The organism is Hymenobacter sp. IS2118 (assembly GCF_000715495.1).
Lineage (GTDB): Bacteria > Bacteroidota > Bacteroidia > Cytophagales > Hymenobacteraceae > Hymenobacter.
The window spans coordinates 62249-78669 of sequence record NZ_JNLX01000145.1 but is presented as its reverse complement, the minus strand read 5'-3'; the positions used below and the strand labels follow the sequence as shown (position 1 = coordinate 78669).

At 62.1% G+C, this 16421-nt stretch carries 22 protein-coding genes; 10 read left to right on the top strand and 12 right to left on the bottom strand.

The genetic code is table 11. The annotated features are described in order from the left end of the window. Positions 1–187 (bottom strand): transposase (locus GM79_RS26545; protein ID WP_161787141.1); only part of this gene is annotated, 187 nt, incomplete at its 3' end. Between the two features lie 93 nt (positions 188–280). Further along, positions 281–517, bottom strand: a complete 237-nt coding sequence (locus tag GM79_RS25805) for a hypothetical protein (protein WP_200875611.1) — start codon at positions 515–517, stop codon at positions 281–283. 24 nt (positions 518–541) lie between these two features. Between GM79_RS25805 and GM79_RS13965 the strand changes: the two genes are divergently transcribed. From GM79_RS13965 to rlmN, 3 genes are all read left to right on the top strand, one after another. Then, complete coding sequence (locus GM79_RS13965; protein WP_235184065.1) at positions 542–982, top strand: thioesterase family protein; 441 nt, start codon at positions 542–544, stop codon at positions 980–982. Between the two features lie 54 nt (positions 983–1036). After that, complete coding sequence (locus GM79_RS23825) at positions 1037–1468, top strand: energy transducer TonB (protein WP_081867765.1); 432 nt, start codon at positions 1037–1039, stop codon at positions 1466–1468. A gap of 102 nt (positions 1469–1570) precedes the next feature. Next, entirely contained in the window at positions 1571–2647 is a 1077-nt protein-coding gene (gene rlmN / locus GM79_RS13960) for a 23S rRNA (adenine(2503)-C(2))-methyltransferase RlmN (protein WP_035564859.1), read from the top strand. Between the two features lie 78 nt (positions 2648–2725). Here the strand turns inward: rlmN and GM79_RS23165 are convergent, their stop codons facing one another. The 3 genes from GM79_RS23165 to GM79_RS13945 form a co-directional block, all read right to left on the bottom strand. Continuing rightward, on the bottom strand, positions 2726–3463 hold the full coding sequence (locus GM79_RS23165) for a hypothetical protein (RefSeq protein WP_051718892.1): 738 nt from the start codon (positions 3461–3463) through the stop codon (positions 2726–2728). A gap of 42 nt (positions 3464–3505) precedes the next feature. Continuing rightward, the gene (locus GM79_RS13950) at positions 3506–3766 is read right to left on the bottom strand and encodes a hypothetical protein (RefSeq protein ID WP_035564858.1); all 261 of its coding nucleotides are present in this window, start codon (positions 3764–3766) and stop codon (positions 3506–3508) included. Between the two features lie 200 nt (positions 3767–3966). Continuing rightward, on the bottom strand, positions 3967–4935 hold the full coding sequence (locus GM79_RS13945; RefSeq protein WP_035564857.1) for a YihY/virulence factor BrkB family protein: 969 nt from the start codon (positions 4933–4935) through the stop codon (positions 3967–3969). Positions 4936–5183: 248 nt separating this feature from the next. Between GM79_RS13945 and GM79_RS13940 the strand changes: the two genes are divergently transcribed. After that, positions 5184–5999 (top strand): hypothetical protein, encoded by an 816-nt coding sequence (locus GM79_RS13940; RefSeq protein ID WP_051718891.1) that lies wholly within the window; start codon positions 5184–5186, stop codon positions 5997–5999. 70 nt (positions 6000–6069) lie between these two features. On the opposite strand, the gene GM79_RS13935 is transcribed toward GM79_RS13940, so the two are convergent. Continuing rightward, positions 6070–6816, bottom strand: coding sequence for a DUF3891 family protein (locus tag GM79_RS13935; protein WP_035564856.1), 747 nt, complete (start codon positions 6814–6816; stop codon positions 6070–6072). 93 nt (positions 6817–6909) lie between these two features. Between GM79_RS13935 and GM79_RS13930 the strand changes: the two genes are divergently transcribed. Continuing rightward, positions 6910–7842 carry an alpha/beta fold hydrolase gene (locus tag GM79_RS13930; RefSeq protein ID WP_035564855.1) on the top strand — a complete coding sequence of 311 codons (933 nt, stop codon included), beginning with the start codon at positions 6910–6912 and terminating at the stop codon, positions 7840–7842. Here the strand turns inward: GM79_RS13930 and GM79_RS13925 are convergent. After that, the gene (locus tag GM79_RS13925; RefSeq protein ID WP_072008618.1) at positions 7835–8404 is read right to left on the bottom strand and encodes a DUF4112 domain-containing protein; all 570 of its coding nucleotides are present in this window, start codon (positions 8402–8404) and stop codon (positions 7835–7837) included. The two genes, GM79_RS13930 and GM79_RS13925, sit on opposite strands and share 8 nt — an antisense overlap. Before the next feature lie 219 nt (positions 8405–8623). Then, positions 8624–9616 (bottom strand): NAD-dependent epimerase/dehydratase family protein, encoded by a 993-nt coding sequence (locus GM79_RS13920; protein WP_035564854.1) that lies wholly within the window; start codon positions 9614–9616, stop codon positions 8624–8626. Positions 9617–9757: 141 nt separating this feature from the next. Here GM79_RS13920 and GM79_RS13915 point away from each other — a divergent pair, with 141 nt between their 5' ends. The 3 genes from GM79_RS13915 (at position 9758) to GM79_RS13905 (ending at position 11342) form a co-directional block, all read left to right on the top strand. Continuing rightward, the gene (locus GM79_RS13915) at positions 9758–9988 is read left to right on the top strand and encodes a BLUF domain-containing protein (RefSeq protein ID WP_035564883.1); all 231 of its coding nucleotides are present in this window, start codon (positions 9758–9760) and stop codon (positions 9986–9988) included. Between the two features lie 3 nt (positions 9989–9991). Then, a complete protein-coding gene (locus tag GM79_RS25515) occupies positions 9992–10195 on the top strand; it encodes a hypothetical protein (protein WP_035564852.1) in 204 nt (67 codons plus the stop codon). An 88-nt stretch (positions 10196–10283) separates the two neighbouring features. Then, on the top strand, positions 10284–11342 hold the full coding sequence (locus GM79_RS13905) for a patatin-like phospholipase family protein (protein WP_161787180.1): 1059 nt from the start codon (positions 10284–10286) through the stop codon (positions 11340–11342). A 41-nt stretch (positions 11343–11383) separates the two neighbouring features. Here the strand turns inward: GM79_RS13905 and GM79_RS13900 are convergent, their stop codons facing one another. After that, positions 11384–11875, bottom strand: a complete 492-nt coding sequence (locus tag GM79_RS13900) for a hypothetical protein (RefSeq protein ID WP_035564848.1) — start codon at positions 11873–11875, stop codon at positions 11384–11386. Between the two features lie 120 nt (positions 11876–11995). Here GM79_RS13900 and kbl point away from each other — a divergent pair, with 120 nt between their 5' ends. After that, entirely contained in the window at positions 11996–13204 is a 1209-nt protein-coding gene (kbl, locus tag GM79_RS13895) for a glycine C-acetyltransferase (RefSeq protein ID WP_035564847.1), read from the top strand. A gap of 97 nt (positions 13205–13301) precedes the next feature. Here kbl and GM79_RS13890 read toward each other — a convergent pair whose 3' ends face one another. The 3 genes from GM79_RS13890 to folP form a co-directional block, all read right to left on the bottom strand. Beyond that, positions 13302–13664 (bottom strand): hypothetical protein, encoded by a 363-nt coding sequence (locus GM79_RS13890; RefSeq protein WP_035564845.1) that lies wholly within the window; start codon positions 13662–13664, stop codon positions 13302–13304. Between the two features lie 126 nt (positions 13665–13790). Next, on the bottom strand, positions 13791–14633 hold the full coding sequence (gene cdaA, locus GM79_RS13885) for a diadenylate cyclase CdaA (RefSeq protein ID WP_035564843.1): 843 nt from the start codon (positions 14631–14633) through the stop codon (positions 13791–13793). A 92-nt stretch (positions 14634–14725) separates the two neighbouring features. Continuing rightward, entirely contained in the window at positions 14726–15607 is an 882-nt protein-coding gene (gene folP / locus GM79_RS13880; protein WP_035564842.1) for a dihydropteroate synthase, read from the bottom strand. A gap of 118 nt (positions 15608–15725) precedes the next feature. On the opposite strand from folP, the gene GM79_RS13875 reads away from it, so the two are divergent. Continuing rightward, the gene (locus GM79_RS13875) at positions 15726–16262 is read left to right on the top strand and encodes a DUF1599 domain-containing protein (RefSeq protein ID WP_035564840.1); all 537 of its coding nucleotides are present in this window, start codon (positions 15726–15728) and stop codon (positions 16260–16262) included. The last annotated feature ends 159 nt before the right edge of the window (positions 16263–16421 follow it).

The window sequence follows — 16421 nt, the reverse complement described above, 5'->3', positions numbered from 1 at the left end:
CATGGACCGTGGAGGTTGCCCCCAAGCACCGCGGCAAGGCCTTCCACTGCATCCCCGTAACCAAAATATAGTAGATGGCAAAAAACATTTGGCGGTTACAGGCGGCCGGCCGGCCGCGCTTACCAGGGCCGCTGGCCGGCTCCGGCAGCAGCGGTTCAGCGGCGGCCCAGAGTGCGGGAGAAGGCAAAAAATCGGCGTGTATGGTAGCTTCGTATTCGGTTGTAGTCGGGCGCAACGGGAAATTTGTTAGGTGTGGTAACCCCAAAATTCTCGCGCTCGGCTACAACTTCCTTATTTTCCGGATAGGCTCTAAGCCTACCTCCAGAATACTCAGCGGCCCGTTAGGATATTGCCCTAGTCCGGCGGCCAGCAACGGCCGCAGCCCCGCCTCAATAAAAATGTGCGCCGACTCCTGCCGCGCCCCGTGCTGCGAATGGTAATGCTCATCGAGCGCGGGCACGTAAAGCGTAGGCGAGCCGTCGGCCGTGCGCCGCACTTCTACCTTTGACCCTTCCAATGGTTGCTCACTGCTCATTGCTAATTGCCCACTGATATTATGGCCCGCGTAAAAGTAGCCCTGCCCGATACCTTTCCCTTCGCCGCTGAAATCCCAGTCCGCATCACCGACCTCAACTATGGCGGGCACCTCGGCAACGATGCCCTGCTGAGCTTGCTGCACGAGGCGCGGGTGCAGTTTCTGCGCACCATCGGCATGGAAAGCGACTATGACCCGGTGAGCAAGCTCGGCCTCATTCTGGTGGATGTGGCCATTGAGTACAAGGGCGAGGCGTTTTATGGCGACGTGCTGCGCGTGCAAATGGCGGCCAACGACCTCAGCAAGTACGGGTTCGATGTGGTGTACCACGTGCACAACCAGGCCGGCAAGGAAATAGCCCGCGCCAAAACCGGCATGCTCTGCTTCGACTACAACGTGCGCAAGCTGCGCCTGCTGCCCGAGGGGCTGGCGGCGCGGTTACGCTGAGTAAATTGCTTCTCATCATCTGCATCGCCAGTCACTTTATAACCATCAAAGTCCATGACCAGCTTGCTTCGATATGGTAAAGGGCTAGCTCAAGCAAGCCTTCTTCTGCTTACGGCCACAACGTCTGTAGCCGCTCAAGCTTCCAAGTCACCTAAACAATTCATTTGCTATGCCCCCATTGGGACAATGCCAGAACTACCGAGCGGCGGTGGCATGCAGGGCATTGTCGACGCAATACGACAGAAGATTATATACCCTAGTCAAGCCTTGCGTAAACCTCTCAATGGCAAAGTATTTGTAAACTTCACAGTGCTTGCCAGTGGGGCGGTAGCAGGTGTTAAAGTTTTCAAAAGCCTGAGGACTGATTACGATGCGGCCGCAGTGCAAGCGGTAACTCGATTGCCGCGCCTCAATCCAGGTAGGGAAAACGGAAAGGCCGTCCCAATTAACATGACCGTTCCTATATCATTCTATGTGAAACAATAAAGGAGTAACAGGTTTAGTTACCGGAGTTCTGACTACTACATCGTTCAGGCCAAGCCACCCCCGCCGGGAACCCAACGCCCTGTCGGCTTGTATCTTTGCACTATGCTGTTAGAACTGCCCCTCGCCCCCACTGTTAAAAAGCGTGACATCCGTAAAACTTCGCCCGAAGACCTGAAGGCTTTTATGGTGGAGCACGGCGAGAAGCCGTTCCGCGCCAAGCAGGTGACGGAGTGGCTGTGGAAGAATACCGCCGCCACGTTTGAGGAAATGAACAACATCGCGCTGGCGACGCGGGAGCTGCTCGATAAGCACTTCGTGATAAACGGCGTGACGGTGCAGAACAAGCAGCTCAGCAACGACGGTACCATCAAATCGGCCTTCAAGCTCTACGATGGCAACATTGTGGAAGGCGTGCTCATCCCGCACGACACGCGCATGACGGCCTGCATCAGCTCGCAGGTGGGCTGTTCGCTCACGTGCAAGTTTTGCGCCACCGGCTACATGGACCGCAAGCGTAACCTCGACGCGGCCGAGATTTACGACCAGGTGGTACGCATCCGGGAGCAGTGCGAAAGTCAGTACGGCACGCCACTCACCAACATCGTGTACATGGGCATGGGCGAACCGCTGCTCAACTACGCCAACGTGGTGGAAAGCGTGCGCCGCATCACCGCGGCCGATGGACTGAACATGGCCCCGCGCCGCATCACCATCAGCACGGCGGGCATTGCCAAAATGATTAAAAAGCTGGCCGATGATGACGTGAAGGCTAATTTGGCTCTTTCGCTGCACGCGCCCACCGATGCCAAGCGCAACGAAATCATGCCCATCAACGAGGCCAATTCGCTGGCCGCGCTCAAGGAAGCGTTGCAGTATTACCACCAACAAACCGGCCGCAAAGTCACCTACGAGTACATCGTGTTCGACGGCTTCAACGACGGGCTGGACGATGCCGCCGAGCTGCTCAAGATTGCCAAGTGGCTGCCCTGCAAGGTGAACCTGATTGAGTACAACCCCATCGAAAACGCCGATTACCAGAACGCCGACGCCGACAAAATCACCGCCTTCCACAAATTCCTGGCCGACCGGGGCGTGCAAACCAACATCCGCCGCTCGCGCGGCAAGGACATCGACGCCGCCTGCGGGCAGTTGGCCGTGAAGGAAGAGAAGGCGGCTTAACCAACAGCCCATTTTTCCATCAAAAAAGCCGCTGGTGAGCTACCAGCGGCTTTTTTGATGCTATGTGATTCCAGTAACTTATTTCACGCCCTTGCCGAAGCGGAACGAAAAGTCGTAGTACACCGGAATGATGTAAGTCGACACAAAATCACCGCCCCGACGGGTCGTCTGCGTCGTGGTCACGTACTGCGTGCCGTTATAGTAGGAATAGGTTTCGGTTTCGTCGTGCGGGAAGGTGGCTACGTAAGCGGCGCCCAGGCCCAGGCTGGTACGGCGCCAGTTAATTTTGATGCCGTAGAGCCCGCCCATTCCGGCCTGCGCATCGGCAATAATGTAGTTCTCGCTGATGAGCGAGATGCGACGCGACACGCGCTTTTGCGCACCAATCTGCACGATGGGCGTGGACCCCACATCGCCCTCGAAAAAGCCGTAGCCCAGGCCCAGCGTCACGTTGTCGTCGGCCGAGCCGTAGGTGGCGGCGCCGTACACGATGCCGGCGCCGTAGGACCGGTCGAGGGAGCCATCGAAATCGGGAATCCGTACGTAGAGCGCTCCGCCGCCCACGTGTACCTTCTCGCTCACGGGAAAGCTAACCTTGGGTGTGAGCACCAGAAACTGGTTATCGAGCCCGATACCAGGAATGAGCGACACATAACCACCCAAGGAAATATTGTCGGTGATGCCAAAATTGCCACCTATCAGGTAGAGGTTGACGGCTTGCAGCACGTTTTCGCCTTTGCGCAAGCCGCGGCCGGTGGGCGCGAAAAAGAGGCGGTTGCCGTTGCCGATGTCGAAGTAGCCGGGCTTGCTGCCCACTACACTGGCGACTACTGGTCCTTGCAGGTCGGCACGGCGGATTTAGGTGCGCTCCAGAATTACGCGGCCCATTTCCTGGGCATCGAACTCCAGCTTATCGAGGCTCATGCTCACCAACGTACCGGTGAAGGAAGTACCTTTCACGGTTTCGATGCGGTAGCTGCGGCCCAGCAGGTAGGTTTCGTCGGGAATGGGGGCGGCGGGCGGGGGCGCGGTAGGCGCACCGGGCAGGGCGGTTTGAGCCTGGGCCGTGGTGCCGGCCAAGGCCAGCAGCAGTGCCAACGAGCGTAACGAGTGTTTCATAGGGAGGTAGTTTTCCCCAAAGATGCTGTACTCGTCAGCAATGGTTGCAAAAAATCATTTACAAAAAAGGACTTTACAAATAATTCTCAGAGCACTAACCTCCTCTCTTTCTGTTTTTTATTTTATTATAAATCAATTAGTTAATCTGGAACAACCTACTGCACAGGCCATAAACAAGGGACATTTGAAGTTAAAATAAATTACTTCTTCCAGCTGCCAGTGGACCGGGGCCGGCCGGTAGCTTTCTCCTCATCGGACTCGCCGGGAGCAATTTCTTCCAGCCGCACGCGCACGGCGTGGGCCTTGGGCTGCACTTTTTGCCCATAGGCGTCGGCAAACTGCTGGGTAAACTCGGCTCCAAAAAAGATGATGAGCGAGGAATAATTGACCCACAGCAACAGCACGATGGCCGAGCCAGCCGCGCCAAAGGCGGAGCCGGGGTCGGACTTGGCAATGTAGAAGGCAATGAGAAACTTACCAATAACAAAGAGCAGTGCCGTGATGAAGGCCCCAATGCCCACGTCGCGCCACCGGATAATGGCGTCGGGCAGAAAGCGGTAAATCAGGGCGAAGAGCAAGGTGGTGATGCCCAACGACAAGGCAAAATCGACCAGCCGAATGGCCACCACCCCAATCATGGGCAGCGTTTGCTGCAGCCAGCCGGTGAAGGCGCTGAGTACGGCACTCACCACAAAGGAGATAAGCAGCAGCAGCGCCACGCTCAGAATCAGCCCAAAGGACAGCACCCGCTGCTTGATGAACGCGCCGATACCGACGCCTTCGGTTTTCACCTTCAGGTTCCAGATGTCGTTGATGCTCTCCTGCAGGGTCACAAAAAAGGTGGTGGCAGCAAAAATGAGCGTGGCCAGGCCAATAGCGGTGGCCACGGGGCCGCGCTGCTGCAAGGTGAACTTAGCAATGCTGTCTTGCAGGAATTTGGCCGAATCGGACCCCACCAATCCTTTCAGCTGGCCGTAAACCTGCCCCGAGATGGCCTCGCCACCATACACGGCGCTGGCCACCGTGATGACGATGAGCAGTAGCGGCGGCAGCGAAAAAATGGTGTAGTACGAAAGCGCCGCCGCGTGCCGAAACGAGTTGTTATTGCCGAATTCGCCAGCGGAGGATTTGAGGACGGCCAGGACGTCGGAGAACTTATAATGTGCCATGCAGCGGAAAAAGTGAGCGGCGGGAAGCGCGTAGGTGCAGCCTCTAATACGGCCGCTGCGGGCCAGCGTTGGCAACGGCAGGGTAATTAGTACGCCGCCAACCGTGGTTTCGCGCGTGGGAACGCCTGTCTGCCGGGCTTAATTTTCGCGGCTTTGGCGGCGGGTGGTGCGCCCGGCGGCCGCTCAACTTCCGCCCCGCCGGGCCGTATCTTGCTACTCGCTTCGGCTTTATTCAACCCTCCCCAATTATGCTTTCTGACTTCCGCTTCGTGCGTGCGCTGCTGTTCTTCTCTGTTGGTGCGCTGCTGCTGGCTGGGCCGGTGCAGGCCCAAAAACAAAAGAAAAACCAGCTTTCGGCCTCCTACCCCGCCGCCGAAGGTTTCGATGCGGCCGGCTCCGATGCTAAAGCCGTGGCCATTGCCGACCGGGCGATGCGCGAAATGGGCGGCTACGAAAACTGGAAAAACGCCCGCTACTTCGCCTGGAGCTTTTTCGGTGGCCAGTACCAGATTTGGGACAAGTACACCGGCGATTTTCATTGGGAAAAAGACACGTTGGTAGCTAATTACAACCTCAACACCAAGCAAGGCCGCGTGTACAGCCGCGGCCAGGATATTTCGGCCTCGCCCACCGGCCAGAAAATACTGGACCGCATGACCGGCACCTGGATAAACAACGCCTACTGGCTGGTGATGCCCTTCAAGCTAAAGGACTCGGGCGTGACGCTCACCCACCGCGGCGAAGGCAAAACCATGGACGGCGCCATTGCCGACGTGCTCCAGCTGACATTCAAAAACGTGGGCGTGACGCCCCAAAACCGCTACGAGCTGCTGGTGAACCGTACCACCGGCCTGGTGGAAGAATGGGCCTACTTCGCCAACGCCACCGACCCGCAGCCCGCCTTCCGTCGCCGCTGGAACGAGTATGCCAAACACGGCAACCTGCTGCTGGCCGCCGGCCGCAGCGACGCCGCCAAGCCGACCCGTCTCGACAACATTACCCAGGTGCAAACCCTGCCCGAAGGTCTGATGAGCAGTCCCACGCCGGTAGCTAAGGTGCAGTAGAAGCACAGCCCAGCGCACTGGCCACATTGTTTGGCCGCGGCTCCGGACTGAAAACTGAGTTGCTGAGCAGCTATTTCCCGCCGGGCCGCAATTCCCAGCGCAGGGTTTCGATGGGCGCGGTGCGCAGGGCGCCCGCCAATTCGGCATCGTCCCGGAACTGGAGCTGCGTAAGTACGCTGGCTTCCACGCTCACGGAAGCGGTTTTTTCGTGAAACGGCCAGGGGTTGATAACCACCGGGCCGTCGGGCTCGGGTTGGGCCAGCGTGTACATGGTGCCATCGGGCCCACGGTGGATTTCCACGGCGCGGCCCATTTCCGGGATTTCGTGCCGGCACAGGATGAGCGAAAGCCGGTCGCACCAATGCAGCAGGTCGTAGGCTTGCTGGGCTTCGGCTTTGGTGATTTTGAGGGCGCGACGCCACTCCTGCTGCCGGGCCTTCAGGTAATCGAGGAAAGAGGTGATTTCCTCAGAATCGCCCCGCAGGCCTTCATACAAACAGCTCAGGTGCAGGCTGGTGAGCAAGCTGCGCCAACGCCCCTGGAATCGGGCCGCCGACAGCACGCCCGCCGCCTGTTCCAGCGAAAACTCCTTTTGGGTGAAATTGGCCGGGGCACCGGCGGGCGTGAGGCCGTGGTGCCCGCCGCGGCCCCGCCAGGCGTCCTGCTCGTCGTCGTGCTGGGCAATGGCCGAGAGCAGCCCCACCCAGCGGTCGGGCGCCAGGGTGTGGGGCCAGTGCCAGGCCAGCTGCATGGCCAACAGGGCGTGGGCCTGCTGGTAAATAATTTGCCAGCCGGCGGGCGTGGAATTAACAATCATAGCGCTAGAAAAGGTAAGTGTGGCTTTTATCAACTGCGAAGTGGGCACTCGGGTTGCCGGCCAACTCTGCCCCCTACCTGCCGTACGTTACTCATGCCCGAATTTCGTGGAAACAGCGCCACTGCCGACCTTTTCACCCCGCTCACCGTGCGCCTGCCCGACGGCCGCTGCCTGGGCCTGACGCGCTACGGCAACCCGGCCCATCAGGCCGTGGTTTTCCACCACGGCTTTGGGTCTTCGGGCCGCGAGCTGCCGCCCGCCACGGCCCTGCTGGCCCGGCTGCAGCTCCAGATTCTGGCGCCCGACCGGCCCGGCGTGGGCCAGTCCAGCGTGTATCGCCGCCTCACCTTTCCCTCCTTTGCCGACGATGTGGGGACCATGCTCGATACGTTGGAAATAAGCAGGCCGGTGGGCGTGATGGGCTGGTCGGTGGGCGGGGTGCACGCGCTGGCGCTGGCGGCGCGGCACCCGCAGCGGGTGGCGGCGGTGCAGCTGCTCAGCACCTGCCTGCCGCTGGGTGAGGCCGCCTCCTACCAACAACTGTCGCCGCTCTGGAAGGCCCTGCGCTGGGGCCAAACCGGCTTTCCGTGGCTGAACCGCACCACGTTTCTCTGGCTCAGCCGGCAGTGGGCCCGCCACCCAAACCGCACCATCGATTGGTTTATTCGCCTCATGCGCCAGGCCGAGCAGGACGTGGCCGGGCAGCCCGGCTTTCGGGAGCTGCTGCGCGACGCGGCAGTGCAGGGCTTTGCGCACCACGGCCGCGGCGTGTACGACGATGCCCAGGCGTGGTGCCGGCGGCCGGGCTTTGCCATTGAAGACGTGCGGGCGCCCACCCTACTCTGGCACGGCACCGAGGACGGGGTGTGGGCGCCAACCAACATTCCCTACCTGGCCAGCCGCCTGGTCAACGCCCGCATCAGCCTGCTGCCCCGGCAAGGCCATATGCTGTACCTGGAAAACTGGGAAGCCATTCTAACTGAAATGCGCAGCCTGCTCGATGGCCAGCCGGCAAACGTCACGTAGCCAGCAATCCGGCGAGGTGGCCACCGGCTTCCCGTAGCGTGCCGGCCCAATCGGTTGCCATCGGCTGGGCATCAAAGTAGTGCCACGCCCAGCGCAGGACGGCAATAGTACCCCAGGCCACCAGGCCGAAGACCACCAAAAACCCGACCACCAGCAGTGCCACCAAGCCTTTGCCACTACCGCCGTGCCGGCCCTCGGCGTAATGGCGGCGCAACAGAGCTACGTTGCGCTCGTTGCTCTTGTAGGCAAAGTCGAACACATTACCCAGGATGGGAATGGCGCCGATAACAGTGTCAAGCAGGATGTTGAGGGCCATGCGCACCACCACGGCCCCACTGGCGCCGTGGCGCATCATGGTCATCAGCAGGGCGCCCGACACGGCCAGGGTAGAGAGGTCGCCCACCACGGGCACGAGGCCCAGCAGGGGGTCGAGGCCGAACCGAAACTGCGTACCCGGCAGCCGAAACTGACTGTCCATGAGGCGGGCAACGCGCTCGACCCAGCGCAACCGCTCATCGGCATCGAAGGAAACAGGCGTAATCGGGCGGTTGGGCTGAAGCATGGGCGAGGAAAGTAGCGGGGCTAGGCCCTATACGCCCACTGGCACCGGAAGGCCACATAACCGCTGCAAAACTGCCCGGCCACCCGTTGCCCGGAACGCCGGTGCTGCCGCAACTTCGGCCACCCATTGTTCTATAAAAAGCCACGGCCTCATTTCCGCGCCCACCCAATTAGGACGCTGAAATGAAGCCGTGGCATTGCGCAGCAACCAGTCAGACAGCTAGAGAGTCTGCATTTCCTTCAGGTGCAGCAGCATGTCGGCCGTCATTTTATCCAGGTCGAAATCGGGCTGCCAGCCCCAGTCCTGCCGGGCCTTCGAGTCGTCGATGCTGGCGGGCCAGGAGTCGGCAATTTGCTGGCGGCCGTCGGGCTGGTACGTCACCTTAAAATCGGGCAGGTGGCGCTGGATGCTGGCGGCGCTTTCGGCGGGCGAAAAGCTCATCGCGCCCAGGTTGTAGCTGGTGCGCACCTTGATTTGGTCGGCCGGGGCGTGCATCAGGTCCAGCGTGGCCTTCAGCGCGTCGGGCATGTACATCATCGGCAGGTAGGTGTCCTCGCTCAGGAAGCACTCGTAATTCTCGCCGGCCACGGCCTTGTGGTAGATGTCCACGGCGTAGTCGGTGGTGCCGCCGCCGGGCAGGCTTTTGTAGCCGATGAGGCCGGGGTAGCGCAGGCTGCGCACGTCCAGACCGTGCTTGCGGTGGTACCACTCGCACCACTGCTCGCCGGCCAGCTTGCTGATGCCGTACACCGTGTTGGGGTTCATAATGGTAACCTGCGGCGTGTTGTCGCGCGGGGTATCGGGACCGAACACGGCAATGGAGCTGGGCCAGTACACCTGAGCTACGCCGTGGGCCACGGCCGCTTCGAGCACGATGAGCAGGCCGTCCATGTTCAGCTGCCAGCCGAAAAGCGGGTTTTTTTCCGCCGTGGCCGAGAGCAGGGCCGCAAGGTGATAAATCTGTTTGGGGCGGTACTGGCGAATGAGCTTGTCGAGGCGCGAGCGGTCGAGCACGTCGAGCAGCTCGAAGGGGCCGCCGGCCAACAGCTCCGGGTTTTTGGGCGGGCGCACATCAGCAGCTACCACGCAGTTGGGGTCGTAGCGCTGGCGCAGGGCCGCCACCAGCTCGAGGCCCAGCTGGCCGCAGGCGCCAATGACCAGCACGGAGCCGGGTAAAACAGGAATTGCAGTGTCGCCGGGAGTGTTGGCCATGCGCGGAGTCGGGATTGGGTGGGGCGGTTGGAATGCAGATGCGGGCCCAAAGATACCGCTACGGCCCGGCCAAAATGCCGGCAGGCTCGTATTGTCTTCTGATACCTTCGTGGGGACGGCCCCGCCAGATGCCAGTTGCCCATGCTCGCTCCCCTTCCCCTGTACCGCCTCGTTTACCGCAGCAAATCCAGCGTCGAAATGCATGAGAAGGCCTTGGCCGGGCTCCTGCGTCAGGCCCGCCTGCACAACCAGTCGGCAAATCTTACCGGGTTGCTGCTGTACGCACAGGGCCGGTTTCTGCAGGTGCTGGAAGGCCCCGAACCGGCGCTGAGCGACTTGTACGCCCGCATCAAAACCGACCCGCGGCACTAGGAAGTGGAGCTACTGGCTTATGCCCTCGCCCCCGCCCGGGCCTTCCCCGACTGGCGCATGGGATTCACGGCGAATGACGCTTCGTTTTTCAAGCAGCTCACCGGCTTCCTGCCGCTCGCGGCCGCGCCCGGCCTCACGGCGCACCCCAGCGAAGGGCTGGCCCGGCTGCTGCGCGATTTTGCCCAGCGGCGCCCCCAGAACCAGTAAACGCGCGCCTCGCAAACCCATTGGCGGGCTTCGGGCCGGCTGGTATCTTTGGCCAATGAAGGTCCGGCTGGTTTTATTGTTTTTCGGTTTGCACACCTTGTTGAGCAGCGCAGCCGTCAGGGCGCAGGCCCAGGCGCCGCTCACCTACCGCAACCTGGTGATGGAAGGCGGCGGCATCCGGGGCATTGCCTATGGCGGCGCCCTGCAGGAGCTGGAGGCGCGCGGCGTGCTGAAGGGCCTGACGCGGGTGGGCGGCACCTCGGCAGGGGCCATTCAGGCGGCGCTGCTGGCGGTGGGCTATTCGGCCAGCGAGATTGTGGAGGTGGTGAACGCCACGCCCGTGCAGCGACTAAATGATGGGCAATTCATCTTTTTCGGGGGCACGCACCGGCTCATTACGCAGTATGGCTGGTACCGGGGCGACGAGTTCAGCACCTACCTGGGCGAGCTGGTGGCCCGCAAAACCCAACAGCCCAACCTGACTTTGGGCGAGCTGCACACGCTGGCGCAAGCCCAGCCCACCCGCTTCCGCGACCTCTACACCACCGGCACCAACCTCACCACCCAACGCGTGCAGGTGTTCAGCTACGAAACCACGCCCGCCATGCGCGTAGCCGATGCCGTGCGCATCAGCATGAGTATTCCGCTGTATTTCCGGGCCGTGCTGCTCGATGCGGAAAACAACATTATCAAGGGCGACCCCGCCCCCGGCCAGCCCGTGCAGGTGCTGGTCGATGGTGGCCTGCTGGCCAATTACCCCGTCGATTTATTTGATAAGCCGCGCTACCTGCCCGCCGGCACCACCGCTGCACCCGATGCCAGTGGCAACGTGTTCAACCCCGAAACCCTGGGCCTGCGCCTGGACCGTGCCGAACAGATTCCGCTGGACGGCACCGCCACCGGGCGCCGCCAGCTGGCCCCATACGACATTACTGATTTCAACACTTACGTGGGCGCCCTCTACACCGTGGCCCTCGAAAACCTCAACCCCGTGCAGCCCCAGGACTGGAAACGCACGGTGAGCATCAATTTTCTGGGCTTCAGCCCCAAGATAAAGCGCGTGACCGACGCCCAGAAAAAGGCGCTGATGGACAGCGGGCGCGAAGGAGTGCAGGCGTTTTTTAGCCGGGGGCCGGCAGCGCGGTAGACCGTTTGCGCCGGGTGGCACCGGGCTTTTACCGGCCTGGTTCAGGCCCACAGTTCCGGATAGTACGCCGGGCACACGCAATGCAGGCCGGGCAAAGGCGGGTCGATGATGCGGGCTTCGTGCGTGAGCAGCAATTTTTCTATCGCCTCGGCTGCGGCCACGGCGCGCGGCGTCACCTCGTACAGGTTTTCAAGGTCGACAACGGAAATTTCCAGCTGCGGCACCGGCAATTTGCGGACCCACACGAAGACCCGTTCGCCGGCCAGGGTTACCTGGCCAGCGGCTGGAAAAACAACCGGGTTTTCGATTGGCACCACGGGCAGGCCCAGCTGCGTGAGCAGTTGGTGCAAATCGGCGGGGTCGGCGTAGCGCAGCGCCGCCAGCAGCTGGTCGCCGTCGTTGGCATGGCCACCGTAGGCTTTGCAGAAGCGGAAGTAGCGCAAGCGACGGCCCCAGGCCCGCAGCTCGGCCGGGGAATGGCGGCGAAAAAGGTACTCCCGCCAGCGGGGCTCCTGGGTATCGGGTATCGACATGGCCGTAAACAGTGGCAGGCTCGTTGGAGGTTAGAGTACCGTACCCGCCGCCGGCTTCTGCTTGGTGGCCTCAGTCCGGTATCTTTGAATCCACAACGCAAACCTAGCCCACCCGCAACCATGTACGCCACTCTCCAGCCCGACCTCACGCAGCAGCTTCAGGAAATAAAGGATGCCGGCCTTTTCAAAAAGGAGCGCATCATCACCTCGCCCCAGGGCGCGGAAATTGCGACCGACGAGGCCGGTGAGGTGCTGAACTTCTGCGCCAACAACTACCTCGGCCTGAGCTCGCACCCCGAAGTCATCGAAGCCGCCAAAGCCGCCATCGATTCGCACGGCTACGGCCTGTCGTCGGTGCGCTTCATCTGCGGGACCCAGGACATTCACAAAGAGCTGGAAAAGAAGCTGGCCGAATTCCTGGGCACCGAGGACACCATTCTCTACGCCGCCGCTTTCGATGCCAACGGCGGGGTATTCGAGCCGCTGTTCAATGAGCAGGACGCCATTATTTCCGATTCCCTGAACCACGCCAGCATCATCGACGGCGTGCGCCTGTGCAAGGCCCAACGCTACCGCTACGCCCACAACGACATGGCCGACCTGGAAAAGCAGCTCCAGGACGCTCAGTCCAAGGGCAGCCGCCACCGCATCATCGTGACGGACGGCTCGTTCTCGATGGACGGCACCATTGCGCAGCTCGATAAAATCTGCGACCTGGCCGACAAGTACCAGGCCCTGGTGATGGTGGACGAATGCCATTCTTCCGGCTTTTTGGGCAAAACCGGCCGCGGCACCCACGAAATGCGCGGCGTGATGGGCCGCGTCGACATCATTACCGGCACGTTGGGCAAGGCCCTGGGCGGCGCCATGGGCGGCTTCACCTCGGGCCGCAAGGAAATCATCGACATGCTGCGCCAGCGCAGCCGCCCCTACCTGTTCTCCAACACCCTGGCCCCGGCCATCGTGGGCGCGAGCCTGCGGGTGCTGGAGCTGCTCACCGAAAGCACCGAGCTGCGCGACAAGCTGGAAGAGAACACCAAATACTTCCGCAACGAGATGACCGCCGCCGGCTTCGATATCACGCCCGGCGAGCATCCCATCGTACCCGTCATGCTCTACGATGCCAAGCTGGCCCAGGAATTTGCCGCCAAAATGCTGGCCGAAGGCATTTACGTGGTGGGTTTCTACTACCCGGTGGTGCCGCAAGGGAAGGCCCGCATCCGGGTGCAGCTCAGCGCCGGCCACACCCGCGCCCACCTGGACGCGGCCATTGCCGCGTTTACCAAAGTGGGCCAGGAGCTGGAAGTATTGAAAGTCACCGCCGCATAAACACCCCGCGCGCCCTGATTTCCGGGCGAATAATCAAACGCAAAAAGCCGCTGCCTTATACAGGCAGCGGCTTTTTTGGGCCTTGGCGGCTTTGGTGCTAGATGGCTTTGAAGCCCGTGGCCTGCCGTACGCTCCGTTCGTTGCCGCTCGCGGCGTCGGCGTAGGTGTGGTCGCTCACTTCCACCGACAGGCGCTTGCCGATGAGCTGCTTGGTGTCGAGGTCCTTGCCGGCTTCAGGTTTGATACCTACGGCCGAGTATAATTGGAGGATGATGGGGTGGCCGGCCTCGGAATTGTAGAACCGCTGCGATACATAGCCGGCCTCGCTTTCCATGCGGGCGGCGAAGAATGGCACGTGCTGATGCTCGCTGTTACCTTCCTCGATGGCGGTGATTTCGACCGTATGGCGGCCATCGGGCAGGAAGCCTTTGTCCTGGCCGGCGTCAACTGAGATTTTCATATAACTAAATTTATTGGGAGTCTCAAACTAATTATATTAGCTTAAACGAAGCTCCTCCGGCAGGGTTACGCCCCGGTGGGGGAAGCCGTCCTACCGTGTTCAGGGCTTTGCGGATGCGGGCCGGACTCAGGCCGCTTTCACGCCGGCCGGGCTGCCAGAGCCGGCAGTGGCGCGCCCCGAGCCACCGGGCAGCAGCCACTCGTTGAGGCGGGTGCGCAGCTCGGCGGTGGCCAGGTCGCGGTAGAGCACGCCGTGGTACACCAGGCTGATGGCCCCGGTTTCCTCGCTCACCACCAGCACCACGGCGTCGGTGATTTCGCTCAGGCCGATGGCGGCGCGGTGGCGCAGGCCCAGGGAGGCGGGCACGTCGGGGTTTTCGCTCACCGGAATGATGCAGCGGGCGGCCAGCAGGCGGCCGTTGGCCACCAGCACCGCGCCATCGTGCAGGGGGCTGGTTTTGTTGAAGATGGAGAGCAGCAGGCGCTTGCTGATTTCGGCATCGAGCCGGTCGCCGGATTCGGCGAAGGCCGACAGGTCGGAGGCCTGGGCGAAGCAAATGAGGGCGCCGGTGTACTTGCCGGCAAGGCTTTTGGCGGCCTCCACAAACGGGGCCAGCACCAGCGGCGAGGCCACCGCCGAGCGGCCCCGTGCCCAGCCGCGCACCCGCTCCAGAGCCGTGGCCTTGCCCACGCTCAGCAAAAACCGCCGGATTTCCTGCTGAAACAGGATGATGCTGGCCAGCACGCCCACGCTCATAAACTGCCCCAGAATTTTGGTGAGCAGCTCCATGCCGGTGGCTTTCACCACGAGGTAGAGCAGGTAGATGGACACCAGCCCCAGCGCTACGTTGAGCGCCACGGTGCCGCGCAGCAGCTTGTAGAGCTGGTAGAGCAGCACCGTCACCAACAACACATCGGCCGCGTCAATCCAGCCGAAGTGCAGGAAATTGATGGGGAAAGGGCCGGACATGGGCGGAAAAGATGAGGAAGTAGCGGGCAGCTGCTGACGGACTCGTGCGTAACCGCAGCGCGGCCGGCCCATCATCCCCCAAATTACGGCCTTTATTCCCCTACTGGAAAGGTATTGGCAAATAATTGTATGGTTTGGTGGGCTTCGGCTACGTCGTGGGCGCGCAACAGGCGGGCGCCGCCCTGCAGGGCCACCACGTGCAGGGCGGTGGTCCCGTTCAGGGCCGCTTCGGGGCTGAGGCCGAGGGGCGCGTACACCATTTTCTTGCGCGAGAGGCCGGCCAGCAGCGGCCGGCCCAGGGGCTGCAGCTCGGCCAGGCGGCGCAGCAGCTCGTGGCTTTGGGCGGGCGTTTTGGCGAAGCCGAAGCCGGGGTCCAGCAGCACATCCACGGCGCCGGCCTGGCGCAGGGCGGCGAGGCCGTCGCGGAAGTAGCGCAGCAGGGTGAGCACTATATCGTCATCGTAGTGCGTGAGCCTGGTCATGGTTTGGGGGGTGCCGCGCAGGTGCATCAGCACGTAGGGCACGCGCAGACGGCCCACGGTGGCAAACATGGCGGCGTCGAGGGTGCCGCCGCCCACATCGTTCACCATATCGGCCCCGGCCAGCACGGCGGCTTCGGCCACGCCGGCCCGGAAGGTATCCACCGAAATAAAGGCCTGCGGGAACGCGCGGCGCAGCACCTGCACGGCCGGCAGCAGCCGCCGGGTTTCTTCGGCTTCGGGAATATCGTCGGCGCCGGGGCGGGTGCTGTAGGCGCCCAGGTCGAGCACGGCGGCCCCGGCGGCCAGCATGGCGGCGGCCCGCGCCAGCAGGTCCTGCTCCGACGCCACGCGGCTGCCGGCGAAAAACGAGTCGGGCGTGAGGTTGAGGATGCCCATCACCCGCGGCTGATGCAGGCTGAGCAGCCGGCCGTGGGGCGAGAGGAGGGAGTGACTGAGTGGCGGAGTAACTGAGTGATGGCGGAAAGAGGACATGGGATTGGGAGGCTAGGCGAGCTCAATATCTAACGGCGGGGGCGAACTTGCGGCGCGTGGAGGAGGCGCTGCCACTCAATTACTCCCTCACTCAGTCACTCCCTCACCATCTCACCCCTTGCAAACCCCCGCCCACTACGACTTGCTGCTGGCCCGCTGCCGCACCCTGTTTCTGGCCAAAACCCACGACTACGGCACGGCCTGGCGCATTCTGCGCCTGCCTTCGGTCACGGACCAGATTTTTATTAAAGCCAACCGCATCCGAACCATTCAGGAAACCGGCGTGCAGCTGGTGGCCGATGACGTGAACGAGGAGTTCGTGGCCATCGTCAACTACTGCCTCATTGCCCTGATGCAGCTGCACCTGCCACCCGGCACGCCCCTGGACATGAGCACCGAGGCCGTAGCCGCCGCCTACGACCACGAAGCAGCCGAAAACCGCACCCTACTGCTGGCCAAAAACCACGACTACGGCGAGGCCTGGCGCCAAATGCGCGTGGCCAGCATCACGGACCTGATTCTGATGAAGCTGCACCGCGTGAAGCAGCTGGAGGATATTGGCGGGGCGGCCCTGGTGAGCGAAAGCGTCGAAGGCAGCTACCGCGACATGCTGAACTACGCCGTGTTTGCCTTGATTTTGCGCGGCGAAGGCTGATTGCAGTGCTGAGCCATCCGGTTTCCGGCCGGTAGCCGGGCGCTGGCACGCGGCGCGTAGCAACCAGGGGCGGCAGTTTGAGTAGTGGCACGACGCCCCAAAAGTGGTGGCGCTACGTCCATTCAGACCATCGCCGCAGCAGGCGTTGGCCAACGAAAA